Below are 26762 nucleotides of genomic sequence, written 5' to 3' on the forward strand. Positions count from 1 at the left end.
CCCTAAAGTACCCCCATCTCACTCAAACGCGCCGGCAAATACTCCTTCGTCACGAAGTCCAGCCCCTGCGCGGCGAAGGCCTGCTGTTCCGCCTTCAGCCCCATCTCCAGCTGCAACCCGATCTGCTCCCGCCAGTAGTCTGTCGCGAACCTGGGATCGGTCAACTCCGACTTCAGGGCCGCCACATCCTGCTCGGAGAGGTGGTCGGCCGGGAGGTCGTAGTCGCGGATGTCCGAAGGCTGCACCCCGATGAACTGCGCCTGCGGCGTCGCCAGCAGTTCGGACATATGCGCCGCCTTGATCGATCCGTACGCCACCGAGGCATAGATACGGTACGACCAGGGGTCGCCGTCGGTGAAGACGACGATCGGAAGTTTGAACTCCTCGTTGATCCGCTTGAGGAGCCGCCGGGTGGAACGCGCGGGCTGGCCCTTCAGGTGGACGAGGGCCGCGCCGTACTCGTCGTCGAAGCCGTTCTCGATGAGGCGGGCGTACATACCGCCCGTCTCCAGCGCGATGACGAACTTGGCGTCATGGTCCAGGAAGTCGAGGGCGTCGACATTGTTCGGGATCTGGTAGCCGGTTTCGCCCACGTCGTCCTGGCAGTGGATCTCCCGCACGCCCCGCCGCGTCTTCTCCCGGATCCTGATAGGCCCGAAGATCGAGGCCCCGTCCTCCTCGGGACGGAGGTGGTAGACCTCGCGCTGGATGTCGGTGAGGATCTCCAGGTCCTCGACAAGTTTGTTGGACTCGTCCTGCGCCCCGAACTTCGCCTGCTTCCAGCCCTCGGAGATGTAGTACATCTCTCTTAAGGTCGAGGACCGGTTCTCGGCCAGCTGCTGCTTCAGGAAACCGATCACATACGCCATCTTCAGGAGGTGGACGGCCCCCTTCGCGGTGGCGGCCGAGCGCATGCTCTCCTTGTCGCCGTACTTCCAGACCTCGCTCTCCTCGTCGTACGCGATGTTCTGTTTGGTCCGCGTCGGCAGGGCGATCGAGGGGATCCGGCCGTCGATGAGCTGGTCGTACCAGCGCTCCGCGATCGCCTTCAGTTTTTCAAGGCCGAGGGCCTCAGTCTCCTCTTTCGTGCTCACAGGTACACCACCACTTTCTTCGCGTCCTCGACGCCGCGCACATCGAGCATGCCGCCGCCCGTCCCGGTGTAGACGACATGCCAGCCCTCGCCGGGAGCGAGGGCGCAGTTCCAGACCCGCGTGTACTCGCCGTCGAGGTCGCTTGCAAATGCGGGCGCAGGCTCCGCGTCCTTTGCGGCGTCAGGGGAGATGTCGTAGACGACCAGGGCGAGGTCATCGGCCGTGTGGTTGCGCACTTCGATGAGCACCCGGCCGTCATAGGACCGCTTCCGTGCGACAAGCCTGTGCATGATCCGCCCCTCGATCGCCGAGATGTCGGGCACCGGCCTCTCCGTGATCTCGGCCACCTTCTCGGCGATCGCGGGCATCACCGCGCAGACCGCCCGCGCCCGGTCATCCTTCTGCTTGTTCCTCTCCCGGCGGGCGAGGTACGCCTTCAACTCCCGCCCCAGGTCCTGAAGGGCGAGGGTGACCTCCTTCTCGATCTCCGGGATCGAGGCGACCGCGTCCTTGCTCTCCGAGGTGAAGGGGACGTTCGTCGAGGCGACGTGGACGAGGACGAGCACAGGCCCTGTCGGGAGGCCCGACTGGGAGAGCCCGTAGTTCTTCCAGTTCACGCCGGCGACCTGCGCCGTGATCGCGCAGGCCCCCTGCTGGTACAGCAGGGGCACGCGGTTTGCAAAGCGCATCAGCTGCGCCGTTCCCTCGGCGTCGAGTTTCCCGCCATAGCCGATCGCCGCCTCCACGACAAAGGGGTGGCCTGAGAAGACCGAGGCCGGGCGGGTCCGCGCCTTCACGAAGTCCGGCTGGAACTCCTTCTCCAGCCCCTGGACGATGAGGTCCTCCCCGATCGGGGAGAGGCACTGGTTCGTCGGCGGCGCCGGGACATGCACAGACTGCATCGCGGCAAGGAGGGTCTTCAGGGCGTCGGGGGCGACCGCACCCATCTTCGCCCTGACAGGGAGGCCGGCGGCCGCCGCGATCTCCTCCGCGGTCTTCTTTCCCACCCGGCAGAAACTCCCGACGAGAAAATCGTCAAGGGTGACGTCGGCCTTCGTGGCCGCCATCCTCTTCAGGGTGCCGAGTTCGATGCCGTGCGGGTGGGGCTGGATCGCCTGAGGCGGCACGATCGGTTCTGCCGAGACCCGCTCGAAGGTCGTCGCCTCGCCGTCGATCTCGATGCTGATCCGCGCGTGCGGGTTCACGACCGAGGTGTAGCGGAGGTACTCGATGAGGCGCTTTCGCGCCGCAAGGGTGCTCGTGAACTCCAGCTCGATCCTGGTGCCGTGCGTCCTGTCCCAGGCGACCTCCTCGTGGCCGAGCACCTCGGGTTCATTCGTCTCGGTCCTGATCATCAGGGAGAAGCGGTGGGCCGGCACCTTCGCGGAGGTGCGGGAGACGACCACGGCAGGCGTGCCCGTGGTCAGTTGCGCATAGAGGACCGCGGCGGAGATGCCGATCCCCTGCTGGCCGCGGCTCTGCCTGATCTGGTGGAAGCGGGAGCCGTACAGGAGTTTGCCGAAGACGTACGGCACCTGTTCGGGGACGATGCCCGGGCCGTTGTCCTCGACGGCCACCCGATATGCATCGGGCGAGGCCTTCCTGATGGAGACGAAGATGTCCGGGAGGACGCCCGCCTCCTCGCAGGCGTCCAGGGCATTGTCGACCGCCTCCTTGATGGTGGTGATGATCCCCCGCGTCGGGGAATCGAAACCGAGGAGGTGCTTGTTCTTCTCGAAGAACTCCGCGACGCTGATGCTCTTCTGCTGTTTCGCAAGGTCTTCAGCGAGCACCAACGCCCTTCACCCCGGCGATCGCCTCGTCGAGCTTCATCTCCCGCTGCTCGCCGGAATGAAGGTCCTTGAGGGTGACCGTCCCTGCCTCGGCCTCGCGCGTGCCCATGATGCAGGCATAGTCCGCGCTCTTTGCGGCATGCGCGAGCTGCGCCCCCATGCCGCGGCCGAGCAGGTTCACCTCGGCCCTGACGCCGGCGGCGCGCATGCTCCGGGCGACCCCGAAGGCCGCCGCTTCGAGGCCGGGCTGGGAGAGGACGGCGACGACCGGCTGCTTCTCCAGGGGGTAGTCGCCGAGGGAGACCATCACCCTGTCGAAACCAATCGCAAACCCGCAACTCGGGGCGTCGTCCCCGCCGAAGAGCTGGGCAAGTCTGTAGTTGCCGCCGCCGAGCACCTGGTTCTCGGCGCCCAGGTTGTGGGCGAAGCCCTCGAAGACCATGCCGGTGTAGTAGTCCAGGCCACGGGCGATCCCGAAGTTCACCGTGTAGTCGATCTCCTCGCCGTCCAGGATCCGGAAGATCCCCTCGACCCGCTCCTTCTCCGGGATATCGCCGCAGATCTCGAAGGCCTCCGCGGGGTCCCGGCAGGAGACGAGGCCGGTGAGGGAGTCCTCGAGCTCGGCCTGCCCGCAGGTCTCCAGGCAGCCCTTCAGGCCGTCCATGTCGCGCTTGTCGAGGTACGCCATCACCTGTCTCTGGAGCGAGGGTTCCACGCCGGAGAGGAGGTGCTTCATCGGCGCCAGGAACCCGACCTTCAGGTCGTAGTCCAGGCCGACAGAACGGAGGAGGTCGTCGGCGACCATGATCACCTCGGCATCGGCCGCCGCGGAGTCCGCGCCGATCAGTTCGACGCCGAACTGCCAGAACTGGCGGTACCGACCCTTCTGGGGCCGCTCGTACCGGAAACAGTCGGCCACATAGTACCAGCGGAGGGGCTTTGCGATGGAGCGCCCCTCGTTCACGTACATCCGCGAGACCGAGGCCGTCACCTCGGGCCGCAGGGTCATCTGCCGCCCGCTCTTGTCCTCGAAGACGTACATCTCCTGCTTGATGTTCTCGCCCGAACGCATGGTGAAGAGTTCGAGGTGCTCGAAGGTCGGGGTGCAGACCTCGCCGTAGCCCCACCGCCCGACGGCCTCGCGCATCTTCGCTTCCGCGGTGCGCCGCTGCGCCATCTCGTCGGGCAGAAAGTCCCTGGTTCCGCGTGGTTTCTGTAGCATCAGATCGACTCCTGCCGTAAAATTTGCGTTTCAGACCTTATCTTACCTGCGGGGAACATTCCCGAAAAAGCGCGTCGCGGCGCTCTCCCCGCCTGTCCAGACCTTCTCCCGCGGCACGCGCCCCTGGAGGTACAGGGCGAGGAGGACCGCGCCGAGAGCGAGGAACTCGAGGTCCGGGTTTGTCAGGGCCATCAGGGACCCGAAGAGGGCGAGGGCCGAGTAGAGCACGCCCCTGTACGCCGCCTGCCTGTAGCCGGGGAGGGCGGTCCGATAAAAGATCCGGGCGTCCCGCAGCCAGAGGAAGAACGTCGCCGCAGTGCCGAAGGCGGCCACGTAGACAAGATAGGTCATTACCGTGGGTGATTTATTATCCCCGCACCCATATTTTACTATTGGACCATGACTGCGGACACTATCCTGAGAGAGGTGCTTGCCGCGTACGCCGCCGGCAGGATCTCCCTCGACGATACCATTGACAGGATATCGGGGCTGAGGGTCGAGAAGGTGGGGGAACTCGCCAGGATCGACCTCGGGCGGGAGGTGCGGTGCGGCATCCCCGAGGCGGTGCTCGCGGAGGGAAAGGAGACGGCCGACCTGGTGGCGATCATGCTCAGGCATGCCGACGCTGCAGGGCGCTGTCTCGCCACGCGGGTCTCCCCCGAGCAGGCTGAGGCGGTGCGGACCGCGGCTGAGGCGGCCGGCCTCGCGTTCAGGCACGAGGAGCGGGCGCAGGCGGTCGTCCTCTCGAAGGGAGGACAGCCCGAGAAGAACGGCGGGATCGTCGCCATCCTCACCGCGGGGACGGCCGACATCACGGTGGCGGAGGAGGCGCGTGTCGTCGCCGAGGAGATGGGCTGCGAGGTGCGGACAGCCTACGACGTCGGCGCGGCCGGGGTCCACCGCCTCTTCCCGGCCCTGAAGGACCTTGCCGGGGCGCACGTCTATGTCGTCGCCGCGGGGCGGGAGGGGACTCTTCCCGCCGTCGTCGCAGGGCTCGTGGACAGGCCGGTGATCGGCGTCCCTGTCTCGACAGGCTACGGTTTCATGGGCCAGGGTCAGGCGGCACTCGCGAGCATGCTCCAGTCCTGCTCCGTGCTGACCGTCGTGAACATCGACGCGGGCTTCGTGGCCGGGGCGCACGCCGCGCTCATCGCGTCCCTTGCGGGGCGGCCATGACGCGTGCCTTCTACATCGGGCGGTTCCAGCCGTACCACAACGGCCACCACTCGGTGATATCGAGGATCGCCCCCCTGGTCGACGAGATCGTCATCGGCGTCGGGAGCGCCCAGCTCTCCCACGAGGTCGAGAACCCCTTCACCGCGGGCGAGAGGGTGATGATGATCGCGGCGGCCCTGGAGGAGATCGGCATCCCCTTCTATGCGATCCCGATCGAGGACCTCCGCAGGAACGCCCTCTGGGTCTCGCACGTCTACTCGATGACGCCGTACTTCGACGTCGTCTACTCGAACAACCCCCTGGTGATCAGGCTCTTCTCCGAGGGCGGCATGAAGGTGCAGACCCTGCCGATGTACATGCGCGACACCCTCTCGGGCACCGAGATCAGGCGGCGGATGGCGGCGGACGAGGACTGGCGCAGTCTCGTGCCGGAGAGTGTCGCCGACGTCATCGACCAGATCCACGGGGTCGACCGGATCAAGCAGATCGCCTGCTCGGACTGAGTGCCTGAAACCCTTTATAGCGGGCCACCGATAGATCGGTGATGTTCCGCTTTCTCAAGGGTCTTTTTTCAAAGAAAGAGGTAGAGGAGAGTCTCACGCTCACCGTCGACAGGGCGGGGGGGTGGCTCGACGCACGGGATGAGGAGGTCGAGGCCGGCCTGGAGGAGGCGACAGGAAGGTGCAGGACGGCTGTCTCGGCCTCGCTGGAGGACCTCGACCGTCTCCTCGCAACGCTGAAGGACGCCGAGGGGCGGGAGGACGTCCACCCGAAACTGAAGAGCGTGACAGACCGCTCTCTCCCGGCCTTCATCGCCGCGATGGAGCAGCAGGCCGCCCATCCCCTCCCTGACGATGCGGACGGGTTCTATGCGGCGGCCGCCGAACTCCTCACCGGCCTCCTGAAGGCCCAGAAGGGGCAGGGGAGATACCTCGCCGCCGTATTCCCGGAGGAGATGAAGGAGGTCAGGGGGGTCACCCGGGATATCGGCCGGGAGATCAACACCCTCACCGGCCTGGTGAAGGAGGCACAGGCGACGACGGCGCGGATCGGCGCCGCCCGCGCGGGCCTTGCCGCGGTCACGGAGGCGGGGACAGAGACTGAGAATCTCGACGCGGAGATCGGGGCGCTCAGGAAAAGGCTGGAGGCGGCCGACCCGGCGATCGCCAGGGACGGGGAGAGACTCCGGGCGCTCACGGCGGGCCAGGACTATGCCGCCTGCATGACCGAGCAGGAGAGGCTTGCCGGACTGAAAAAGGAGGAGGAAGGGGCCGTACAGGACCTCACGAACACGGCGGCCCAGGCGGCGCGGGTGATGAGGAAGGCGGAGCGGGTCGCGGGGCGTGCCCGTGCGCAGCAGGACCTCCGCACCCTCGAAGCCTGCACCGCGCTCCTGGACCGGCCGCTTGACGCGGGCCGCGAGGAGATTCTCCCCCTCGTCGAGGCCGCGGCAGGGGTCGTGCAGAGGCAGATCGCAGGGGGCGACCTGGTCCTGAAAGGAAAGGACGACCTGGCACTCTTCGCGGACGCGGGGGCGGCCGCGAAGGAGATGGACGCGCGGATCGCCGCCCTCGACGGGGTGCGGGAGAGGGTCGCCGCCGCGGAGGAGAGGGTGCGGGCCTGCACCGCCCTCGGCGAGGCGCAGAGACTCGAAGAAGCGATCGCGAGCGCGGAGGCAGAGAAGGAGAGAGACAGGCAGGCGCTCGCAAGCGCGGAGGCGCGGAAGAGGGCCCTTGCAGACGGGGAGGCAGACCGCCTGCACCGCCTGGAGGAGGCTCTCGCCGCGGTGGCGGGCCGGCCCGTCACTCTAGCCTGAGATACCAGAAGCGGCGGAAGTCGGTGACGGCACACTCCGGGTTCTCTCCGGTGCAGGCACCGAGCCGCGTGATGGTCGGCACGGAGAGGTCGATGCAGGCCCCCGCGACGGGCAGGCCGGGGAGGGGTTCGGGCCTCAGGGGGACGGAGACGATACGGCCGTCCTTTTTCTGGCAGCAGAGGGGGACGTGCTGGTGGCCGCAGCAGAGGTGGGAGAGGCCGCGGCGTTCCAGTTCGGCAAAGGCCATCTGCGACGTGTAGTGGTAGCCCGCAAAACTCGGGCCTGGCACGCGGGAGAGGCGCTGCCAGAAGGGCTGCTCGGTGAGGACGTCGCCGAGGCGGAGGGGGCCGCCGTGGACGAAGAGGGTGGCGTCGAGCACCGCCTCGACAGGGAGGCGGGAGAGGGCGTCGAGGTGGGGGGACCCGTTCAGGCGGCGGTGGGCCGTCTCGCTCCTCGCGTCGCTGCCGCTCACCGGTATGCCGTGGATGCAGGCGTGGTCGTGGTTGCCCATGAGGGAGACGAGGGTGACGTCCCCGGCGAGGCGCTCCACCAGGCGCAGGGTCTCGATCGGGGCGTAGCCGCGACCGAGGAGGTCGCCGAGGTTCACGACGGTGTCGACCCGGCCGAAGAGCCGCGTGAATGCCGGTTCCTCCCGCAGGGCGAGGACGCGGGAGAGCGCTTCCGCATCGGCATGGACATCGGAAAAGACAAGAACCGCCACACTATGATCTCCGCCACCTCCCTTTTAAATGTGCGGCGCATAGATCTGATGGGATATATGTCGTGGCATGGGTTTGACAGCAGGGCATGGCTTGCCGTGCCTCTGGTTTCGTTCGGCGGGATACTGGTATCGACCCTCGCCATCGTCGCCGCGGGCGACCAGATGCTCGTCACCCACCCCTTCTGGACGGTCGGGCGGGTGGCGTGCATCATCGCCGCGTTCATCCTCGGGGCGATCGCCTACTCCACCGAGAAAAAAGACCTTGTATCCCTGATGGCGCCGGTTTTTGCGGTGATCATCTTTGTTATCGGCGATTTTTCCACCGGGCCGGTGATGCAGGTGCTCTTCGCCGCCACCATCACCTTCCTCGCGGTGAGGCTCAGGAAATAAATATCAGTGCAGAAAGGAGGAGACGGATATGGGACGGGCAGAAAGGTACCTGGAGGCATATATCGAGAGAGTCGGGCCGCGGCTCGCGGGCCTGGACGAGACGACCGGACACGCCATCGCCTCGGCCCTCCTCAGTTTCAAGGTCGGGCTGTACGGGATCGCGGTGACGCGGGCCGATACGGCACTGCAGAGGCTTGCGAAGAGGGAGGCCCCGGCGGCCGTCGCCACGGCGCTCGAAATCCTGAAGAAGCGTGCCTCCGACCTGCAGGCTCAGGTCGCCGTCTCGGAGGGGATGCCGGCATTCTCCGGGGACGACAGGCCGCTCCTCGCGATGGACCTCCCGGCCGACCAGGTCGAGGACGCGGTATCGTACACCCTGGACAACGCCCTCCTCCTCCTCTATGCGGCAGGGCTCATCTCGTCGCCCGACGACGAGCAGGCGCTCGACGAGCACCGGGGTTTTCCCATCCAGATCCTCGCCTCCTATGCAAAGCAGTTGAATCTCTGAGCTGCTGAAGGCGCTTCTTTTTCGTGGGGTCTCTGTGCGGCCCCAGATCGTTTTTTAGAGTCTCCGCGTATCGCTTTATCTCTCTTGATCCAGATGGCAGAGAGTATGGGATCCCCTGCCTTCCCCAGACCCTCCACCGGGGGCTCTTCGAAAGCCTTCGGCTCATGGCACATCAAAGATGTGCCTGCTCAGGAGAGCTCCGATCTCCTGTGTCCTCAAGCTCGCTGACGCTCGCTGCCCCCGGACCCCCATATTCAGGATTGGACGGGGGAAGAGCGAACAGGATATCCTGAGGAGAGAAAATACCATCGCACCCCTATCCGGGAGACGACCGGAGGGAGTCGAGAAGACCTTCAGGTCTTCGAAGTAGTCCCCCGGCGCAGGCGCTCCAGAGAAGGAGTTCTCCAGAGTCAAAAAAGATTTCAGGAATGACTCTACCCTCAGAACGAGTCGATCGAGATGCCGTCGAAGGACTCCGCGATCTCCCTGACCTCCTTCACGCCGAAGGCAGTCTGGACGGAGACGAGGTCGATCTCGCTCGCGCACGAGCACATGTAGTCGAGGACGTCCACCGAGAGTTCGCGGTGCTGCTGGCTCTTCTTCAACTGGTCCATGAGGCGCGCCATCGTCTCCGGCGGCTCCATCCGCAGCTTCGCCAGGGAGACGACGCACATGAATATCCGGGTGAGGTTCCTGTCAGGTCCGGTGATGGTGTCGAAAAAGTTCCGCAACACCTGCGCCTGGTAGACCTCGCCGCCCATAGGTGAAAGTTCCCCCTTGCATATCAAAAAGGTATCTGTTTTGTTCCGGGGAAGAGGGGAAGGGGAGGCCCCTCACTTCCTGGTGCTCACGATCTTGATGATGTCGCCGTCCTTCAGTTCCGTGCTCTCCTTGATCCGCATGCCTGTCTTCGCATCGACGGCATACAGGAAGCCCTCGCCGATCTCGGTGTGGACGCGGAAGGCGAGGTCCTTCGGGGTCGAGCCCTTCTTCATCAGGAAGGCGTCGGGGAGGACGCGGCCCTGCTTGTCGGTGAAGCGGTGCTCGTCCTCCACCGGGTAGACGACGATCTGGTCGAGGAGGTCGAAGACCGCCCTGTTGAGTGCTCGCTGGACGCCGGTGCCTTCGTATTTTTCCACGAGTCCCTGCAGCTTTTCGAGGGCCGCCCTCTGCGGGGTGCTGAGCTTCGCGTCGGGCTTGATGGCGAAGGAGGTGTCGCCCGGGAGATAGGTGATGAAGCCGCCGTCTGCCGCCATCCGCAGGGCGAGTTCGGCCGCCGCGCTCGTCGGGATGCCGCCCATCTCCTTCATCTCGTCGATGAGCGCGTCCGGGGCCATGTCCATCTTGTTCGCGACAAAGATGACAGGCTTGGTCATCTCAAGCAGACGCTCGCAGAGAGGGACGAGTTCCTCCTCGCTCGCCCGGCGCAGGTCGAGGTCGAGTTCGGCGGCGACCTCCTTGACCTCCTCGTAGGTGATGCCGAGGCCCGCGAGCACGCCGGCGACCCCCTCGTAGGCGTCGAAGGTCTTCTGCTGCGCCTGCCTCTGGAGACGGGCCCAGTGTTTGGCCAGGATGCCGTGGACCCACATCGTCATCTCGAACTTCAGGAAGGTGACGTCACCCCGTGGATCGTGGCTGCCGGGCTCGACAGGGTTGCCCTCGGCGTCGGTGGCGCCGCTCGCGTCCACCACATGGAGGATGGCGTCGGCCTCCCTGAGGTTGTCCAGGAACTGGTTGCCAAGGCCCCTGCCCTTGTGGGCGTCGGGGACGAGCCCGGCGACGTCGACGAAGGCGACAGGCACGAAGCGCACGCCGTCGTGGCACTGGGTGCAGCCCTCGATGCCAAGCGTCTTGCACGGGCAGGTGGTGCGCACATAGGCGACGCCGTGGTTCGCGTCGATGGTGGTGAAGGGATAGTTGGCGATCTCGACCTGCGCCATGGTTGCGGCCTTAAAAAATGTGGATTTGCCGCAGTTTGGTTTTCCGGCCAATGCTAGCGTAATCATAACAATTCTCTTTTACGTTTGCACTCTTATTAATCTGGTACCATGGGATACAGCACGAGGAATACCTATTATTTCGACGCACCGGGCGCGGCGAACACGGAGGACGCCGCCCGCTTCGCGGTTGAGCGCGCACGCGAGGAGGGGATCGGCACCGTCATCGTGGCGAGTTGCACCGGAAAGACGGCCCTCGCCTTCCTCCAGGCGATGAAGGGGACCGGCCTTCGCCTGGTGGTGGTGACCCATGCCGTCGGCTTCTCCGCACCGGGCGTCTGGGAGTTCGACCAGGCGGCCGCGGAGACCCTCAGGGCGGCAGGGGCCGCGGTCGTCACCGGGACGCACGTCCTCTCCGGTCTTGAGCGCGCGATCTCCCGGTCGCCGAAACTCGGGGGCGCGTCGCGGACCGAGGCGATCGCCGAGTCCCTCCGCCGGACCGTCGCCGTCGGCCTGAAAGTGGCCGTCGAGTGCTGCCTCATCGCCGCGGACCAGGGCGCGGTCAGGGTGGACGAGGAGGTTGTGGCAGTCGGCGGGACGGCGACGGGCGCGGACACGGTCTGCGTGATCAGGCCGGCCCACACCGCGGCCTTCTTCGACCTCCAGGTGCGCGAGATCGTCGCCATGCCCAGGAACCGGTGATCGGGTGTTCGGGTCATTGCAGGAGGCGTTCAGCCTCCTTATCAGGGTCCCCCTGGTCTGGACGACCGGGATCATCATGGGCGCGGCCTTCGGTATCGACCTCATGCTGGAGTTCTCGGGGGAGACGTTCTTTGCCGGGAAGGTCCTCCTCTTCGGCCTCCTCGTCCTCCCCTTCTTTGTCGCGGGGGCCCTCGGGGCGATGCACAGGAAGGACGGGAGCCTCGCCGCCTTCCTGGAGGAAGGGAAGAAGGGCTACTTCAGGGTCCTCCTCCCGGCCATCGTCCTCGTCTTTGCGGCCGCCGTGACCCTCCTCCTCCTCGCCGCCCCGGTCGCCCTCTTCACCGGCGAGAGCGCAGTCGGGGCGATCAGCTCGGCGGTCATGGGAGTGGCCCTCTCCTTCGCCTTCTTCGCGTACTTCTACGACGCCGCGGCGGTGACGGAGGAACTCGGCGTCTTCGCCTCCATCCAGAGGAGCGCGGCCCTGGTCTTCACCGACCTCTGGAACGTGCTCCTCTTCTATGCGGCGAACATCGCGGCATTCATCGGCATGGGCTTTGCAGCGCTCTTCCTCCTGACAGCCCTGCTCTACGATAAACTCGCACCGATCGTCGAGAGCGGCGAGACCTTCGCCTTTGACGCCGTCAATGCCACCGCGACCCAGGCAGAGTTCGCCGCCATCCTCGGGCCCGACGGCGTCTGGGCGACCGCCCTCGTCTACGCCCTCTTCATCGCCGTCTTCGTCCCCTTCGCCCTCGCCTTCAAGGCTGCCTTCTATTCCCGACACATCAGGGAGGCCGAGGAGGAGAAGGTCGTGGGCGAGTACGACGAGAAGGGCCGGTGGTACAGGTACTGAAAGAGTATCACTCTTTTTTTCGGGGCGGGTTTTTTCCGCCGTTTCTTCGGGGCGGGAAGACGTTCACTATCCGAGATGAGGGATGCGAGAGTCAGGGTTCATGAGATGACGGAGGCTTTCGAGCGATGTAACCCGAGAAAGAGCGACGATCTATTGCCTTCCCTGAACACAGGCCGGGGGACTAACGCCCCCGAACCCCCGACCTAAGATTGGTCCGGGGAAGAGTGAACAGGAGATCCGAGGGAGGAAGATTGTCATGTCCCCGCCTATCCTGAGCGGGCTGCGAACGGAGTGAGCACAAGAAAATTTCTGATTTTCGAGTGACGACCGAAGGGAGTCGAGAATACGGGAAATGCAAAGCATTTCCCTGTTCACGCACATCTTCGATGTGCAACGCACGGAAGATCGAAGATCTTCCTGTTCCGGCAGATCTCCGATCTGCCAGGGGGCGAAGACCTTCGCTGTAGTCCCCCGGTGGAGAGCACCTATTCACTGCATTCCCTTCAGACACAGACCGTGATTTTCATCACCCCGAACCCTCTCTTTAGGATTGGTAGGGGGAAGAGATTCAGAGAATTGAGGGATGAGTAACCACTTCGTCCCTATTTTTAGTTGTCCGGCCCTGAGAAAGAAGAGAGAGCAGCAGTTCCCGCCATCCAAAAGCCTAGACCACCATAAACGCGAGCAAAAATGCCGCCACGCCGCCTGCCAGGGTGGCGGCGAGGTTCGTGCCCGCATTCCCGAAGACCCCCCTGTTCTCCAGGGTCGCCCCGACGACGCTGTCCACGTTCGTGCCGATGAAACCGGCGACGACCCCGACGGCGGCGATGGGGAGGGAGGCGACGCCGAGGAGGAGGGCGGCGAGGGAGACGACGACAGCCGCACCGGTGGCCACGACCTCGCCGAGGATCGTCACCCCGCCGTTCGTGCCCGGCGGCACCCGCTCCAGGGTGGTGATCAGGTACGGGTCGCCGCCCATCACCCCGATCTCAGAGGCGACGGTGTCAGCCGCCGCGGAGGCGACGCTCCCCAGGAAGAGGGCGATGAAGGCCTCGTGCCCGGTGATGCCGAAGAGCACCGCCCCGGCCGTGGCGACAAGGCCGTTTGCAAAGACATTGAAGTAACCGCGCACCCCGCCATGGGACTGCGCCACGCCCAGGGCGTCCTTCTCGCGGTACTTGAACTTCGTCGCCGCGGAGCCCAGGATGAAGAAGACGAGCATGATGAAGAACCAGCGGACATCGGCAAAGACGATGAGGAGGAGACCGATGATCGCACCGGAGAAGAGGCCGGAAAGGTCGGCGGTCTTCAGGCGGTAGGCGAAGTACCCAAAGGTCAGGCCGATGAGCGCCGCCACGGCAAGCACCCACAGGTCCACGATATAGCCGATCTCGTAGAAGAGTTGCTGGGCCATCGCCACGCCCAGGGCCTCGATCATCAAGGCGTCCTCCCTGCCCGTGAGGGCGGCGCGGAGGAGCACGGCGACAAGGACACCGATGAGGACGGTCAGCGGGGAGAAGACCCCCACATAGTACATGGCCAGAAGTCCTCCCGCGCACCCGGTCAGGAAATACGGGATATAGGAGCGCGGCCCTCCCCCGGTGACCCGGAAGGCGTACTCGCCGGGGACGACGATCGCCAGCGTCGAGGCAAAGACAGCGAGGGAGAGGAGGCCGAGGCCATAGAGCACCGCGGTGACGATGATCGAGACGGCGACAAACTTCGTCCCGCGGATCAGGAGGAGAACCCCGGAAACCAGGACGACGATGAGGGAAAGGAGCCACGCGGGCTGTATATGCGGGGCTACCAGAATCCCGAGTACGGCAAGGACCGCAGCGAGCGCAGGCCCAGTCTCCTGATGCATTCAGTTTTTTATTGGAACCGGGAAGAGATGAACTTTCCAGTCAGGGGCGGGCGTGCCGACTCTATTCGGCGACCCATATATTGATTTAAAAACTTGGAAACCAATAGTAAGGGAAGATGTCATCCTCGCATACGATCCCAAAGACCTATGATTTCCGGGAAGTGGAGGAACGGTGGCAGCGCACCTGGCGCGACGAGGACAACTACTTTGACCGCACCTCGACAAAGCCGCGGTTCATCATCGACACGCCCCCACCCTACCCGACAGGCAACTTCCACATAGGAAACGCCCTCAACTGGTGCTATATCGACTTCATTGCACGGTACAAGCGTATGCGGGGCTACAACGTAATGTTCCCGCAGGGCTGGGACTGCCACGGCCTGCCCACCGAGGTCAAGGTCGAGGAGATCCACGGCATCACCAAGAACGACGTCTCCAGGGAGGAGTTCCGCCGGATGTGCCGGGACCTCACCCTCAGCAACATCGAGAAGATGCGCGCCACCCTGCGGCGCTGCGGGTTCTCGACCGACTGGAGCAACGAGTACATCACGATGCTCCCGAAATATTTCGGGAAGACGCAGCTCTCCTTCCTGCGGATGCTGAAGGCGGGCTACATCTACCAGAGCGAGCACCCGGTGAACTTCTGCACGCGCTGCGAGACGGCGATCGCCTTTGCCGAGGTCTCGTACGAAGAGCGTGAGACAAAACTCAACTACTTCGACTTCGACGGCCTGGAGATCGCAACCACCAGGCCCGAACTCCTCGCGGCCTGCGTCGCCGTCGCCGTCCACCCTGACGACGAGCGCTACACGGCCCTCACAGGAAAGCACCTGACGGTCCCCCTCTTCGGCCACGAGGTGCCGGTGATCAGGGACGAGGCCGTCGACCCGTCCTTCGGGTCGGGCGCGGTGATGATCTGTACCTTCGGCGACAAGCAGGATGTCCACTGGTGGAAGCAGTACGACCTCCCCCTGAGGAAGGCCATCGACCGGAAGGGCCGGATGACCGCGATCTGCGGCCCGTACGAGGGCATGAACACGAAGGAGTGCCGCGAGGCGGTCCTCGCCGAGATGGAGAAGCAGGGTATCCTCAAAAAGCAGGAGACGATCGAGCAGAGGGTCGGCACCTGCTGGAGGTGCAAGACCCCGATCGAGATCCTCTCCGAGAGGCAGTGGTTCGTCAGGATCAAGCCCGAAGAGATCATGAAGGCCGCAAAAGAGGTGACATGGTACCCCGAACACATGTTCACCCGCCTGGAGAACTGGGTCGAGTCGATGGACTGGGACTGGTGCATCTCCAGGCAGCGGATCTTCGCCACCCCGATCCCGGTCTGGTCCTGCGCGAAGTGCGGCGAGATCGTTCTCCCCGATGAGGCCGACCTGCCCATCGACCCGACGGTGGACAGGCCGAAGCACCCCTGCCCGAAGTGCGGGTCAGAGGAGTTCGTCGGCGAGCACGACGTCCTGGACACCTGGATGGACTCCTCGATCTCGGTGCTGAATGTCACCGGCTGGGACGGGAGCGGCACGCCCGCACTCTTCCCGGCGCAGATCCGCCCGCAGGGCCACGACATCATCAGGACCTGGGCCTTCTACACGATCCTGAGGGCGGTCGCCCTCACCGGCCAGAGGCCCTGGGACCAGATCTTGGTGAACGGCATGGTCCTCGGCGAGGACGGTTTCAAGATGTCCAAGAGCCGGAACAACATCATCCCGCCCGAGGATATCCTCAAGGAGTACGGCGCCGACGCCTTCCGCCAGTGGGGCGCGATGGGCGGGGCCACCGGCCAGGACATCATGTTCAACTGGAACGATGTCGTCGCCGCGTCCCGGTTCCAGACGAAGATGTGGAATATCGTCCGCTTCGTGCTCACCCAGCTCGAACGCGAGGGTGTCCCCGACGACACACCGGTGACCGAGCTCCTGGACCGCTGGCTCCTGGCAAAACTGACGGAGACAACTGCCGAGGTGACTGACGCCCTGGAGACCTGCCAGTTCGACCAGGGCCTCAAGGCGATCCGGGACTTCACGAAGAACATCCTGGCGGACGACTATATCGAGCTCGTGAAAGGACGGCTCTACTCCGACGCCCCCGAGCGTGCGAGCGCCTGCCGCGCCCTTGCGATCACGATGGACGCCCTCTGCAAGATGCTCGCCCCCTACACCCCGCACTTCGCCGAGGAGTGCTGGGCCCAGTTCAGGGAGGGCTCTGTCCTGAAACAGCCGTGGGTCGACCTCGCCTTCGCGGACACAGAGGCAGAGGGGCTCGGCGACCACGTGGTCGCGCTGACGGCCGAACTCAGGCGGTACAAGCACGACCTCGGCCTTGCCCTGAACGCCCCCTTCGGCAGGATGAACATCTATGCCCCTGAGTCCATCGACGACTGCGGCGACGTGGCGCGGGCCCTGAATGCGACGGTCGCCTGGAAGACAGGCGAGCCGAAGCTGGAGAAGGCGGTGGCTGGCGTCGAGTTCAACAAGGCAGTGATCGGTCCGGCCCTCCGCAAGCAGGCAAAGGCTTTCATGGCGGCAGTCGAGGCCCTGCCAGCAGAGCAGATCGTCACCCCCCCGGCAACCGTCGTCATCGACGGCGAGGAGGTGGCAGTCCCGGAGAACGCCTTCACCCCGACCTTCACCTACCAGGTGGAGGGCGAGGCCGTGGACGTTCTCACTCTCGGCGAGGTCACCGTCACGCTGCGGCGTGACTGAGCCCTCACTTTTTTGTGCTGTTGATCCGTGATGGACGCGGATCAGGAGAATTGCTCTTCTCGTGTCGGATCAGATCTCAGACCCGGGAGTCTTTTGATCACGCTCCTCAGAGCCGAATTATTATTGAGACACTCCCTATACAATCAAACTGTGGTTTCTCAAGCCCGCTCCCTCTCCCGCATCATGAACATCGACCCGGTCCGGCGGCAGGGTCTGATCAGTCTCGCCTCTACGGTCGGCCTTACCGCGGCCGGTTTTGCTGCCACGATGTACTTCACCCATGTGCTCGGGAAGGCCGCATATGGCCCTTACGCTCTCTTTCTCGCGTACTATGGGATCTTCAATCTCATCGGCGACGGAGGGTTTGGCGGCGCGGCGGTCAAACGGATCTCAGCCGGGAGCGAACGGAACGAATACTTTACGGCCTTTCTCGTACTGAGAGTTCTTCTCCTTGCGCTCTCGGTGACCGCACTCCTTGCCATCCGACCGTTCATCGACGCCCTCCAGGGCGAAGGGATAGTATTCTGGCTGGTGCTTGCGCTGTTTATCGGGGTCTTCACCGGCGTCACGGGAAATGGGGTCTATGGAGAAGGGAAGGTCGGCGTGAACCAGAGCGGAGGTTTCCTGAACAATCTGGTAAAAATTCTTCTCCAGGTGGTCGCCGTCTTCTTCGGGTATGGTGTCGCCGGACTTGTCGGCGGGTTCGTCGCCGGTCTTTTCGTTGGTGGCCTTTTCAACCTCAGGTTCCTCTCTCTCAGACCGGCATGGTTCACAAGGCGCCACCTCAGAAACCTCAGCACCTTCTCATTCTGGATCTTCCTCGCGTCGAGCGGCGTGATCATCTTCTCGTACGCCGACACGATCCTGGTCGGCTACTTCATGACCGATGCCGACGTCAGTGTCTACCAGATCGCCTTCCAGTTCACCGCCGCCGCGGCCTTCACCACCACGGCGCTCCGCACGACCCTCTACCCAAAAATCAGCCGCTGGCACGCCGACCGGCACCCGGCCTGGATCGCCAATTCCCTCTCGCGCGCCTTCACCTACTCCCTCCTCCTCGCGGTCCCGGTCGCGGTCGGCGGCTGGGTCCTCGGCGACCGCCTCCTCTACTTCTTCTATGGTGCGGGCTTTGCCGAAGGGGCAGCGGTGCTCGGCATCCTCCTCCTCGTGCAGGTGATCAATGTCTTCATGTACCTTCAGACGATGACGCTCAGTGCCATCGACCGCCCCAGGGAGTCCTTCTATGCCACCGGCACCGCGGCGGTCGTGAACGTCGTCCTCGATCTCGCCCTCATCCCCATCCTCGGGATCGAGGGGGCGGCGGTCGCCACCCTCGTAACGATGGTCGTCAACGCCACCATCGCTCGTCACTATCTTTCAAAACAGATCACGGTGCGTCTCGAACGCGGCCCGGTCCTTCACATCCTCCTCGCCGCGGGAGCGATGGCCCTCGTGCTCATCCTGTACCGGACTGTCATCCCCCTCACAAACGTCTTCGTCGTCCTCGCCGCCGTCGCCCTCGGCGGGATTGTGTATGGACTTGTGCTCATGAAGGCTGATCGTAGCATCCACGACGAACTCCGCGACCTCGTCGTGCAGCTCGGGGTGCCCTGGCCGCGGTGGCTGTGAATATCGGGGGAGTGCGTGAAAAGGCGTGAGGATCGGATTTGCCGCCCTAGATCAGAAAATTTTTCCCGTAATCTTTGCGCCGGGGGTTTCATACCTCGGAGATCCACAAGAATGTTCACTCGCGTATGCTTGGGCCAGGTTTTCATGCTGTGCAAAGAGACGAAGGCCTCCACTTTTCCTGCTGGCGTCTCTTTTGAGAGACGTACATGACTCCCGGCCTGGCCGCTTACGGTGAAACCATACTCTTTTGAGAAGATTTTATCACCGTCTCGCCGGAGATCGGCTTACGCCCCGGGCACCACCGGCCACCTCAAATATCGTGATGATGGGCCTTCTTCTCTCTTCTAACGGAAAATCTGTGCACCTGTCACCGAGTGCACGAGCCTCACGCCAGAGGTGTGAGGCTTCGGCAAGATACAACTCCGTGGCTTCCTTGAGGTTTGCTACCGACTCTTCCCCCGTCTCTCCCTGACCGACGGTGCCCACTTCCGGGCATCCGGGTACATGTCATCTTCTCCAGAGAGCACAGCCGTGAAGGTCTTCATGATCTCATCACCGGGGTATCATCGCCCTTCAGAGAGATACTGCTGAAAAAGATAGCATGAGGGGCATCACGAGACCATGGCCGAGTCCGGTATCCTATCGGGGACTGAAAACCCCGCAACCTCTATCATCCCGGAAAGGGACGATCCTGTATGTACAGACAAAAAACAGAGGGGACGTAATGCCGCGTGAAGCGCTCTATGTGGGACTTGCCTGCCTCGTCGCGGCCGCTGCCCTCTGGTTTCTCACGGCCAACCTCACGGTGAGCGGCCTCCTCGCCCTCATCGGCATCGTCCTCGTCCTCCTCGGAATGCAGACGTCGGAATATACAGAGGAACCGGAGGACGACGAGGAGACAGACCGGGAGGAATAACCTCCACATATCTCATGAGACAAGCGCGGGTCCCCCGCCAAAATCAGGATAAGCCCCGGGAAGACAGAATACGAAATCCCGATGGGAGATTGCCATCCCTCTCCTATCCTGATGATCTTTCCTCAAAAAAAGGGTCGGCGAGATCCTGGAAGGGCTATCGCCGTGACCCGGCCCGCCGCCTGATCTCGGCGGCGACAAAGTCCAGCACCGCCTCTTTTTCGAGCATCGCATCGACGAGGACGAAGCGTTCGGGCTCGGCCTCCGCAAACTGGAGATAGTTTGCCTGGACGGCGGCGAGAACCGCAGCCTCCTCGAAGTGCTCCTTGTGCTCCTTGAGCCGCGTGACCGCCGCCTCCACCGGGAGGACGCAGAGGAAGGTGAGATCGGGGACGACGGTGAAGGGGGCGTGGACGGCCCGCAGCCATCCTTCGGGGTCGGGCATCGTCCCCTGCAGTGTCACCGCCTGGTACGCGTACCGGGAGTCCGAGTACCTGTCGGAGATGACAATTTTCCCCTCCTCAAGGGCCGGCCTGACGACATGGGTGAGGTGGGCGGCATGGTCGGCGACAAAGAGGAGGCACTCGGTGACGGGGTCGCGGTTCTCGGCGATCGCGCGCCGCACCGCCTCGCCCACCCAGGTGGCGCCGGGCTCGCGGGTGACCACGGGACCGAGGTCGGCAAGGGCGCCGGCAAGGCCGGCGACGAGCGTGCTCTTCCCGCTCCCGTCGATCCCCTCGACGGTCACGAGCATGTCCGCCCCTCCTCCACCCATGCGCGGGGGATCGTCCCCCTGTGCACGCCCGTTGCCACGATGGCGCCGTCGAACCCCGCGCCCTCAATGACGTCGAGGTCGCGCACCCCGGCGACGCCCCCGCCCCAGAGGAGGCGGCCCGGATAGGCGGCCCGGATCTCTTCGAGGTCGGCAGGCAGGCCGCAGCCCGTCCCGACGCCCCCGACATTCAGAAGGATGCACCCGGCAAAGGGGAGGTCAGCTGCCCTCTTCAGCACGGCGACCGGGGCCTCTCCCGACGGGATCACCAGCCCGCCCTTCACGTCGACAGAGAGGAAAGAGCCAGGATAACGTGCGAGGTCCTCCCCTGCAGTCTCTGTCCCGACGACATTGACGACGCCGCCCATCAGGTCGGCCGGGCCGCGGCACCCCCTGTCGACATAGCACCGATCCACCATATCGGCAAGACGCCGGATCACATTTTCGTGATCGCCAACGCCCTCGATACGGTCAAGGTCCGCGATATAGAGGTACTTCGGTGCGAGGTCCTCGCAGTAGGCGACAGGCTCGGCCGAGCGCGCCAGACCCCATGTGAGAGGGGCATAGGTCTCCCGCTCCCCCTTCGCCCCATGGACGACAGAACCGCCTTTCAGGTCCATTGCAAGAATACATTCCATGACTTCAACGCAATCACTATTAGGATTAAAGATCATTAATTCCTATGCGATTATTGGTCAGCCCTAGCAGTATTGAGGAGGCCCAATCCGCACTCGCAGCCGACATCATCGACGTGAAAAAACCGTCCGAAGGATCGCTCGGCGCCAACTTCCCCTGGGTGATCCGGGGGATCAAGGAGATGGCGGAAAAACCGGTCAGTGCTGCCATAGGCGATTTTGATTACAAACCTGGAGGCGCAGCCCTTGCAGCATACGGGGCTGCGTGCGCTGGTGCTGACTATATCAAGGTCGGGCTCATGTTCGACGGCAGGGATAAAGCCTACGAACTGAGCAGGGCCGTTGTGAAAGCAGTTAAGGACGAATTCCCGGAGAAAACCGTCGTTATCGCCGCATATTCCGATTACGAGAGGCTCGGCACGATCTCTCCCTTCGTCGCCGCCGAAGCGGCAGCCGAAGCAGGCGCCGACGTCGCCATGATCGACACCGGCAGGAAAGACGGAAAGAGCACCTTCTCGTTCATGGATGCGGACGCCCTTGCCACCTTTACCGAACAGAACCGCAGCCTCGGGGTGGCGACGGCCCTTGCAGGTTCGCTGAAATTTGAAGACCTCACCACCCTCAAGACCATCGACCCCGAGATCATCGGGGTGCGCGGCATGGTCTGCGGCGGTGACCGGACCGATGCCATCCGCCCTGAACTGGTGGAAAAGGCACTTGCCATGATCAGGTGAGCATGATGTATGCCGAAAAACTGAACGTGCCCACGGCCCTCACCTTCGACGACGTCCTCCTTGTCCCGGCGGCGTCCCTTGTCGAACCGAGCGAGGCCGATGTCCACGCAATCTTCTCGAAGAACATTCCCCTGAATATCCCGATCGTCTCGTCCGCGATGGACACGGTGACCGAGTCGGAGATGGCCATCGCCCTTGCCCGCCTCGGCGGCATCGGCGTGATCCACCGGAACATGAAGCCTGAGCGGGAAGTGGAGATGGTCAGCCGGGTGAAGCGTGCGGAAGATCTGATCGAGCGCGAGGTGCTCTCTGTCGGGCCTGACGCCACCCTCTCCGAGGTGGAGGAACTGATGAACAAGCACGGCATCGGCGGGGTGCCGGTCATCGAGAAGAACCACCTTGTCGGGATCATCTCGCGCCGCGACATCAGGGCGATCGTCCACCGCCGGGGCAAAGAGGCGGTCCGCTCGATCATGACGACGGCGCCGATCACGGCCCGCGAGGACGTCACCGCCGAAACGGCGCTGGAGACGATGTACTCGAGCAAGGTCGAGCGCCTGCCGGTCACCAACGGCGACGGGAGACTGCTCGGCATCATCACGATGCAGGACATCCTGGAGAAGCGCGCCTATCCCCTGGCAAACAGGGACGCGGACGGGAGCCTCAGGGTCGCCGCGGCTGTCGGCCCCTTCGACTTCGAGAGGGCGATGATGCTCGACGAGGCCGGGGTGGACGCGATCGTGGTGGACTGCGCCCACGGCCATAACCTCCATGTGGTGAAGGCGGTGCGCGAGATCAAGGCGAGCGCAAAGGCCGACATCGTCGCGGGGAACATCGCCACTGCGGCGGCGGCCTCCGAACTCTCCGACACCGTCGACGGCCTCAAGGTCGGGATCGGGCCGGGCTCGATCTGCACGACCAGGATCGTGGCAGGCGTCGGTGTCCCGCAGGTCTCGGCGATCAGCAGCGTCGCCGACGTGGCAGGGCCTCTCGGCATCCCGGTCATCGCGGACGGCGGCGTCCGGTACTCGGGCGATATCGCCAAGGCGATCGCCGCGGGCGCAAACTGCGTGATGATGGGCAGTCTTCTTGCCGGGACAGACGAGGCACCGGGTCGTGTGATCGCCATGCAGGGCCGGAAGTACAAGCAGTACCGCGGTATGGGGTCACTCGGCGTCATGAGCGGCGGCGAGTCCTCGGACCGGTACTTCCAGAAGAAGGGGATAGGCAGGACCAAGTACGTCCCCGAGGGCGTGGAAGGGGCGATCCCCTATGTCGGGAATGTCTCCGATGTCGTGTACCAGCTCGTCGGCGGCCTCAAGTCGGCGATGGGCTACACGGGGTCGGCGACGATCGAGGACCTCAGGACGAAGGGGATGTTTGTCAGGATCACGGCGGCCGGGATGGGCGAGTCCCACCCGCACAACATCCTCATCACCGACGAGGCCCCGAACTACCGGCTGATGAGCTGATATCATCCCCATTTATATTTTATGAACACTAACATCTGGTAAGGATGCTCGATAACGGTGAAGTCTCCCGCCTCCTTGATATCCTCGGGAACAGGAACAGGAGGCGGATCATCGATCTTCTCAGGCTTAAGCCCTGCTTTGTCACCGAGATCTCGGACAAACTGATGATCTCGCCGAAGGCGGTGATCGAACATCTGCAGATGATGGAGCAGGAGGAGATCCTCTCTTCGTTCCACGACGACCGTCGGCGGAAGTATTATTGTCTGGTACGTGAGATCAGGGTCGATGTCAGGCTTGAGGGGAACGAGACGGGCCCTTTTCCCCGGCCAGGAGAGAGCAGGGGGGCGAAATATCTCACCGCACTCTTCATGCTCACCAGGATGCTCCGCACGCGGGACAGTCTCATCGCAAACCTCGAAGAGATCGAGCGGGACATCGAGGTCAAGATGAATGATGTGGTGAAGTACAGCAGGGAGATCCTCTCGAACGAGACCGAGATGGACCTGGTGCTGGCCCTTGCCCACTGTACCCTCACCCTGCAGGATCTCGAAGAGTACACCGGTCTCGAAGCCGAACCGGTGGAAGCGATGCTCGAAGACCTTATCGGAAAAGGGATCGTGGAACAGAACGGGAAAGAGTATATGCTGCGTGTTTCCTATGCCGAACAACCCTTATGACGAAATTTTCAAGAGCCTGGCAAAGATCCTCGGCGAGATGACGGCCGAAGGCGGCGAACCGCCGCGGATCATCGGGTGCACGATCATCGCCGGCGGCGGGGCGCCGCACCGGGAGGAGGAGATGCCCGAGGACGACGACGGCATCGACTACGAGGTGGTCGAGGGCGAGGACTGCGTCTATGTCACGGCAGAGGTCCCGCCGGAGGCAGAGGTCGCGGCCGAGTTCGGGCCCCGCGAGGTGACGTTGACGGTCGGCGATGCGACGGAGACGATTGACCTGGAGGCCGACATCGACGGGGAAGGGAGTTCGTACTCGGTCAACAACGGCATCCTCGACGTCGTCTGCAGGAAGGCCGGGAAAACGGCCTGAAACTTTTTTTATTTTTTTATTCTGGGAGAGGGTCCGCTTTTTCAAAGAGGGTACCGGGGGACGGGCTCGAAAGTCACAAACGTTCGTGTCTCCATTCTGTCATCCTCTGAATTAGGATCAGACGGGGAAAGCAGGACAGGACATCTTGAGAGGGAGATTGCCATCTACCCTCTATCCTGTACCGGGGGAAACGAGCGTTAGGGAATTCGAGAAATACGGGAAAATCGAAGATTTTCCTGTTCTGGCAAATCTATGCTTTGTCGTTGACCGAAGGTTTTCGCTGACGGGGGCTGCGAGCGTCAGCGAGCATGAGAAAAACGTAGTTTTTCGAGCGGTAGTCCCCCGGACAAGATGACGATCCACCGCCTTCCCAATACCGCCCACCAGGGGACTACGCCCCCAGACCTCGAAAATCAAAGATTTTCCCGACTCCCTTCGGTCGTCCCCGCTCAGGATTGGACCGGGGAAGACAGAGCAGTAGATCCTCTGGAAAGAATACCAATCCCCCTCGACCCTAATGGCGGGTGCGAATGAAGTGAGTTAGAGAACACAGGATATGGAAATATCCTGTTAGGGCAGATCTCCGACCTGCCAAGGGTCAAAGACCTTCGAGCGGCAGCTCCCCGGCAAGGACGGCGGCACACCAACCGTCACCTCTATGTCATCAGGCGCCCCATCACCTCCCGATGAAATATATCGTCACCGGCGGCGCAGGATTTATCGGCTCCCATATCGCCGAGGCACTCAGAGACAGGCACGAGGTCGTCGTCATCGACGACTTCTCGACAGGCCACCCTGAGAACCTCAGGGGTTTCGACGTCACTCTCGTGGAAGGGAGCGTGGCCGACCTCCCCCTCCTGCAGGAGATATTCGCCGGTGCCGACGGCGTCTTCCACCAGGCGGCGATCGCCTCGGTGCCGAAGTCTGTCGCCGACCCCCTCGCCACCCACGAGGCGAACCTCACCGGCACCCTGAACGTCCTCCTCGCGGCACGGGACGCCGGCGTGCGGAAGGTGGTCCTCGCCTCCTCCTCTGCCGTCTACGGCGAGAGCCCCGAACTCCCGAAGAGAGAGGGGATGCTCCCCGAACCCCTCTCGCCATACGCCGTCTCCAAACTTGCGGGCGAACACTATGCCGCCTCCTTCTCGCGGCTGTACGGCCTGCAGGCCGTCTGCCTGCGGTACTTCAACGTCTTCGGCCCGCGGCAGGACCCCTCCTCCCCGTACTCGGGGGTGATCTCAATCTTTGCAGACCGCATTCTCGCGGGCAAACCGATCACCATCTATGGCGACGGCGAGCAGACGCGGGACTTCGTCTATGTCGCCGACGTCGTCAGGGCCAACCTCCGCGCCATGGAGGGCGGCGCCGAAGGAGTCTTCAACATCGCCCGCGGCCGCACGACCACCCTGAACGCCCTTGCAGAGACGATGATGCGGGCCGCGGGCAGGACGGTGGAGGTCAGGCACGCGGAGGCGCGGGCAGGCGATATCAGGCACTCGTGCGCCGACATCGAACGGGCGCGGGAGATCCTCGGGTGGGCGCCCGAGTGGGGGCTTGAGGACGGCCTTGCCCGGACGATCCGGGCGGCAGGCCCTCAGCGGTTGTGACCGGCCTTCTCCCTGATGAGGTGGCGGATCGCGCCGAAAAAGAAGGGCCGCAGGCTTTCGTGCCTCAGGTCAGACACCACCGTCCTGATCGCCGCCGCGGGGACGCTGCCCATCCCCCTCTCCCGCATCTTCCTGAAGACCGCACCTTTTTCGATCGAGTTCCCGTTCCCACCCGTCTGCCCTGCGGCCGCCGAGGACCGGGAGACATTCGGGAAGCGGTTCGTGCAGTAGACCCTGAACGCGTCCTTATACCACGCCTGCCTGTACTGCTCCTCCGAGTCGAAGACCTGCAGGTGCCGCCGGAAACACTCCTGCCTCTCTTCGTCGTTCGCCATGACGATCAGCCTCTTCTCCAGGTCGATATGGTAGTAATACCGGGTGAGGGCGATCTCGCCGCCGTCCTCGATCTCCACCCCGAGACAGTACGAGTCGCAGGTGTACGAGACATTGTGGTGGGTCGGGACGTCGAAACAGAAGTTTCCAAGGCCATAGACGATGGTCCGCCCGTCGACTGTCTCGATGCCCTGTGGGGCATGGGCATGGTGGCCGATGACCAGGTCGGCCCCGGCACGGGCGATCTCGTGGAAAAAAGCCCGTCTTTTCGGTTCGGGGACGATATTGTACTCGGTCCCGCCATGGTAGTTGTAGATGACCGCGTCGGGGTCTTCGGTCTCCCTGACTTCCCTGATCAGGGCACGGATCTTTTTGAGGTCGAAATAATAGGGGGCCGGCGTCCTCCCGTCCCACATGGGGCCCTCCCGGTGGCAGGAGGCGATGAGGGCGACCTTCGTCCCGCCATGCCCGACCATGAGATATTCGGGATAACCGCCGAGGCCGTAGTGCCTGATGCCGCTCTCCTCCAGGTGCCTGACCGTCTCCTCGACACCAGCACGTCCGCTGTCCATGATATGGTTGTTTGCGAGGGTACAGATGCCGACATGTCTCTCCTTCAGGTACCCGGCCGTATTCAGGGGGGCCATCAGGTTGGCCCCGCCGCTCTCCTTCTGCCTGGGCGGGGCATCGGTGATGGGGTTTTCGAGGTTGATGTGGCAGACGTCCGCGTCACGGAAAAGGGCCCTGATCTGACTATCGAAGATCTCCTCCCCTGCCTGCACCTGATCAAAAAAAACGCCGCTTGCCGAGAAATCCCCCGTACATACGATCCTCAT

Annotated in this window: 26 protein-coding genes; 15 read left to right on the top strand and 11 right to left on the bottom strand. The window is 63.7% G+C overall.

Going from position 1 to position 26762, the window contains the following annotated elements; all coding sequences use genetic code 11:
- Window positions 1-2 precede the first annotated feature (2 nt).
- The 4 genes from BP869_RS03910 to BP869_RS03925 are packed head-to-tail and all read right to left on the bottom strand — an operon-like array spanning window position 3 to window position 4460.
- A complete protein-coding gene (locus BP869_RS03910) occupies window positions 3-1094 on the bottom strand; it encodes a DNA topoisomerase IV subunit A (protein ID WP_342677076.1) in 1092 nt (363 codons plus the stop codon).
- Window positions 1091-2890: a DNA topoisomerase VI subunit B gene (locus BP869_RS03915; protein ID WP_342677078.1), complete on the bottom strand. Its 1800-nt coding sequence runs from the start codon at window positions 2888-2890 to the stop codon at window positions 1091-1093. The genes BP869_RS03910 and BP869_RS03915 overlap by 4 nt, the downstream gene beginning before the upstream one ends.
- A complete protein-coding gene (gene hisS / locus BP869_RS03920; RefSeq protein WP_342677080.1) occupies window positions 2877-4109 on the bottom strand; it encodes a histidine--tRNA ligase in 1233 nt (410 codons plus the stop codon). The genes BP869_RS03915 and hisS overlap by 14 nt, the downstream gene beginning before the upstream one ends.
- A gap of 42 nt (window positions 4110-4151) precedes the next feature.
- Entirely contained in the window at window positions 4152-4460 is a 309-nt protein-coding gene (locus BP869_RS03925) for an ABC transporter permease (RefSeq protein WP_300166534.1), read from the bottom strand.
- 48 nt (window positions 4461-4508) lie between these two features.
- Between BP869_RS03925 and larB the strand changes: the two genes are divergently transcribed.
- From larB to BP869_RS03940, 3 genes are read left to right on the top strand one after another with little or no spacing between them, the layout of a single operon-like run.
- Window positions 4509-5285 (top strand): nickel pincer cofactor biosynthesis protein LarB, encoded by a 777-nt coding sequence (gene larB, locus BP869_RS03930; RefSeq protein ID WP_342677083.1) that lies wholly within the window; start codon window positions 4509-4511, stop codon window positions 5283-5285.
- On the top strand, window positions 5282-5788 hold the full coding sequence (locus BP869_RS03935) for a nicotinamide-nucleotide adenylyltransferase (protein ID WP_342677085.1): 507 nt from the start codon (window positions 5282-5284) through the stop codon (window positions 5786-5788). The genes larB and BP869_RS03935 overlap by 4 nt, the downstream gene beginning before the upstream one ends.
- Window positions 5789-5829: 41 nt before the next feature.
- Window positions 5830-7101: a hypothetical protein gene (locus tag BP869_RS03940; protein WP_342677087.1), complete on the top strand. Its 1272-nt coding sequence runs from the start codon at window positions 5830-5832 to the stop codon at window positions 7099-7101.
- Here the strand turns inward: BP869_RS03940 and BP869_RS03945 are convergent.
- Window positions 7088-7822 (bottom strand): metallophosphoesterase, encoded by a 735-nt coding sequence (locus tag BP869_RS03945; protein WP_342677089.1) that lies wholly within the window; start codon window positions 7820-7822, stop codon window positions 7088-7090. The two genes, BP869_RS03940 and BP869_RS03945, sit on opposite strands and share 14 nt — an antisense overlap.
- A 57-nt stretch (window positions 7823-7879) precedes the next feature.
- Here BP869_RS03945 and BP869_RS03950 point away from each other — a divergent pair, with 57 nt between their 5' ends.
- Window positions 7880-8212, top strand: a complete 333-nt coding sequence (locus BP869_RS03950) for a hypothetical protein (protein WP_342677091.1) — start codon at window positions 7880-7882, stop codon at window positions 8210-8212.
- Between the two features lie 28 nt (window positions 8213-8240).
- On the top strand, window positions 8241-8720 hold the full coding sequence (locus tag BP869_RS03955) for a hypothetical protein (RefSeq protein ID WP_342677093.1): 480 nt from the start codon (window positions 8241-8243) through the stop codon (window positions 8718-8720).
- Window positions 8721-9160: 440 nt separating this feature from the next.
- Here the strand turns inward: BP869_RS03955 and BP869_RS03960 are convergent, their stop codons facing one another.
- Complete coding sequence (locus tag BP869_RS03960; RefSeq protein ID WP_342677095.1) at window positions 9161-9481, bottom strand: hypothetical protein; 321 nt, start codon at window positions 9479-9481, stop codon at window positions 9161-9163.
- A gap of 72 nt (window positions 9482-9553) precedes the next feature.
- Window positions 9554-10726 (bottom strand): redox-regulated ATPase YchF, encoded by a 1173-nt coding sequence (locus BP869_RS03965; RefSeq protein ID WP_342677097.1) that lies wholly within the window; start codon window positions 10724-10726, stop codon window positions 9554-9556.
- Between the two features lie 42 nt (window positions 10727-10768).
- Between BP869_RS03965 and BP869_RS03970 the strand changes: the two genes are divergently transcribed.
- The gene (locus BP869_RS03970) at window positions 10769-11359 is read left to right on the top strand and encodes a pyruvate kinase alpha/beta domain-containing protein (RefSeq protein WP_342677099.1); all 591 of its coding nucleotides are present in this window, start codon (window positions 10769-10771) and stop codon (window positions 11357-11359) included.
- 4 nt (window positions 11360-11363) lie between these two features.
- The gene (locus BP869_RS03975) at window positions 11364-12212 is read left to right on the top strand and encodes a hypothetical protein (RefSeq protein WP_342677101.1); all 849 of its coding nucleotides are present in this window, start codon (window positions 11364-11366) and stop codon (window positions 12210-12212) included.
- A 664-nt stretch (window positions 12213-12876) separates the two neighbouring features.
- Here the strand turns inward: BP869_RS03975 and BP869_RS03980 are convergent.
- Window positions 12877-14076, bottom strand: coding sequence for a DUF92 domain-containing protein (locus BP869_RS03980; protein ID WP_342677103.1), 1200 nt, complete (start codon window positions 14074-14076; stop codon window positions 12877-12879).
- Between the two features lie 116 nt (window positions 14077-14192).
- Between BP869_RS03980 and BP869_RS03985 the strand changes: the two genes are divergently transcribed.
- The 3 genes from BP869_RS03985 to BP869_RS03995 all read left to right on the top strand — a co-directional run bounded on the left by BP869_RS03985 (window position 14193) and on the right by BP869_RS03995 (window position 19329).
- The gene (locus BP869_RS03985) at window positions 14193-16784 is read left to right on the top strand and encodes a valine--tRNA ligase (protein ID WP_342677105.1); all 2592 of its coding nucleotides are present in this window, start codon (window positions 14193-14195) and stop codon (window positions 16782-16784) included.
- 150 nt (window positions 16785-16934) lie between these two features.
- The gene (locus BP869_RS03990; protein WP_342677107.1) at window positions 16935-18413 is read left to right on the top strand and encodes a flippase; all 1479 of its coding nucleotides are present in this window, start codon (window positions 16935-16937) and stop codon (window positions 18411-18413) included.
- A gap of 724 nt (window positions 18414-19137) precedes the next feature.
- Window positions 19138-19329 carry a hypothetical protein gene (locus BP869_RS03995; RefSeq protein WP_300165611.1) on the top strand — a complete coding sequence of 64 codons (192 nt, stop codon included), beginning with the start codon at window positions 19138-19140 and terminating at the stop codon, window positions 19327-19329.
- Window positions 19330-19483: 154 nt separating this feature from the next.
- On the opposite strand, the gene tmk is transcribed toward BP869_RS03995, so the two are convergent.
- Together tmk and BP869_RS04005 are read right to left on the bottom strand one after the other, a co-directional pair.
- Window positions 19484-20080 carry a dTMP kinase gene (tmk, locus tag BP869_RS04000; RefSeq protein WP_342677109.1) on the bottom strand — a complete coding sequence of 199 codons (597 nt, stop codon included), beginning with the start codon at window positions 20078-20080 and terminating at the stop codon, window positions 19484-19486.
- On the bottom strand, window positions 20071-20736 hold the full coding sequence (locus BP869_RS04005) for a HisA/HisF-related TIM barrel protein (protein ID WP_342677111.1): 666 nt from the start codon (window positions 20734-20736) through the stop codon (window positions 20071-20073). Before BP869_RS04005 ends, tmk begins: the two co-directional genes overlap by 10 nt.
- A gap of 44 nt (window positions 20737-20780) precedes the next feature.
- Here BP869_RS04005 and BP869_RS04010 point away from each other — a divergent pair, with 44 nt between their 5' ends.
- The 5 genes from BP869_RS04010 (at window position 20781) to BP869_RS04030 (ending at window position 25593) form a co-directional block, all read left to right on the top strand.
- Entirely contained in the window at window positions 20781-21467 is a 687-nt protein-coding gene (locus BP869_RS04010; protein ID WP_067052279.1) for a (5-formylfuran-3-yl)methyl phosphate synthase, read from the top strand.
- Between the two features lie 5 nt (window positions 21468-21472).
- On the top strand, window positions 21473-22939 hold the full coding sequence (gene guaB, locus BP869_RS04015) for an IMP dehydrogenase (RefSeq protein ID WP_067053271.1): 1467 nt from the start codon (window positions 21473-21475) through the stop codon (window positions 22937-22939).
- A 44-nt stretch (window positions 22940-22983) separates the two neighbouring features.
- Window positions 22984-23616: an ArsR/SmtB family transcription factor gene (locus BP869_RS04020; protein ID WP_342677113.1), complete on the top strand. Its 633-nt coding sequence runs from the start codon at window positions 22984-22986 to the stop codon at window positions 23614-23616.
- Window positions 23597-23986 (top strand): CS domain-containing protein, encoded by a 390-nt coding sequence (locus BP869_RS04025; RefSeq protein ID WP_342677115.1) that lies wholly within the window; start codon window positions 23597-23599, stop codon window positions 23984-23986. Before BP869_RS04020 ends, BP869_RS04025 begins: the two co-directional genes overlap by 20 nt.
- Before the next feature lie 686 nt (window positions 23987-24672).
- Window positions 24673-25593 carry an SDR family oxidoreductase gene (locus BP869_RS04030; protein WP_342677117.1) on the top strand — a complete coding sequence of 307 codons (921 nt, stop codon included), beginning with the start codon at window positions 24673-24675 and terminating at the stop codon, window positions 25591-25593.
- Here the strand turns inward: BP869_RS04030 and BP869_RS04035 are convergent.
- Complete coding sequence (locus BP869_RS04035; RefSeq protein WP_342677119.1) at window positions 25581-26762, bottom strand: CapA family protein; 1182 nt, start codon at window positions 26760-26762, stop codon at window positions 25581-25583. The two genes, BP869_RS04030 and BP869_RS04035, sit on opposite strands and share 13 nt — an antisense overlap.

Origin of the sequence: Methanofollis sp. UBA420, assembly GCF_002498315.1 — an archaeon.
Classification (GTDB): domain Archaea; phylum Halobacteriota; class Methanomicrobia; order Methanomicrobiales; family Methanofollaceae; genus Methanofollis.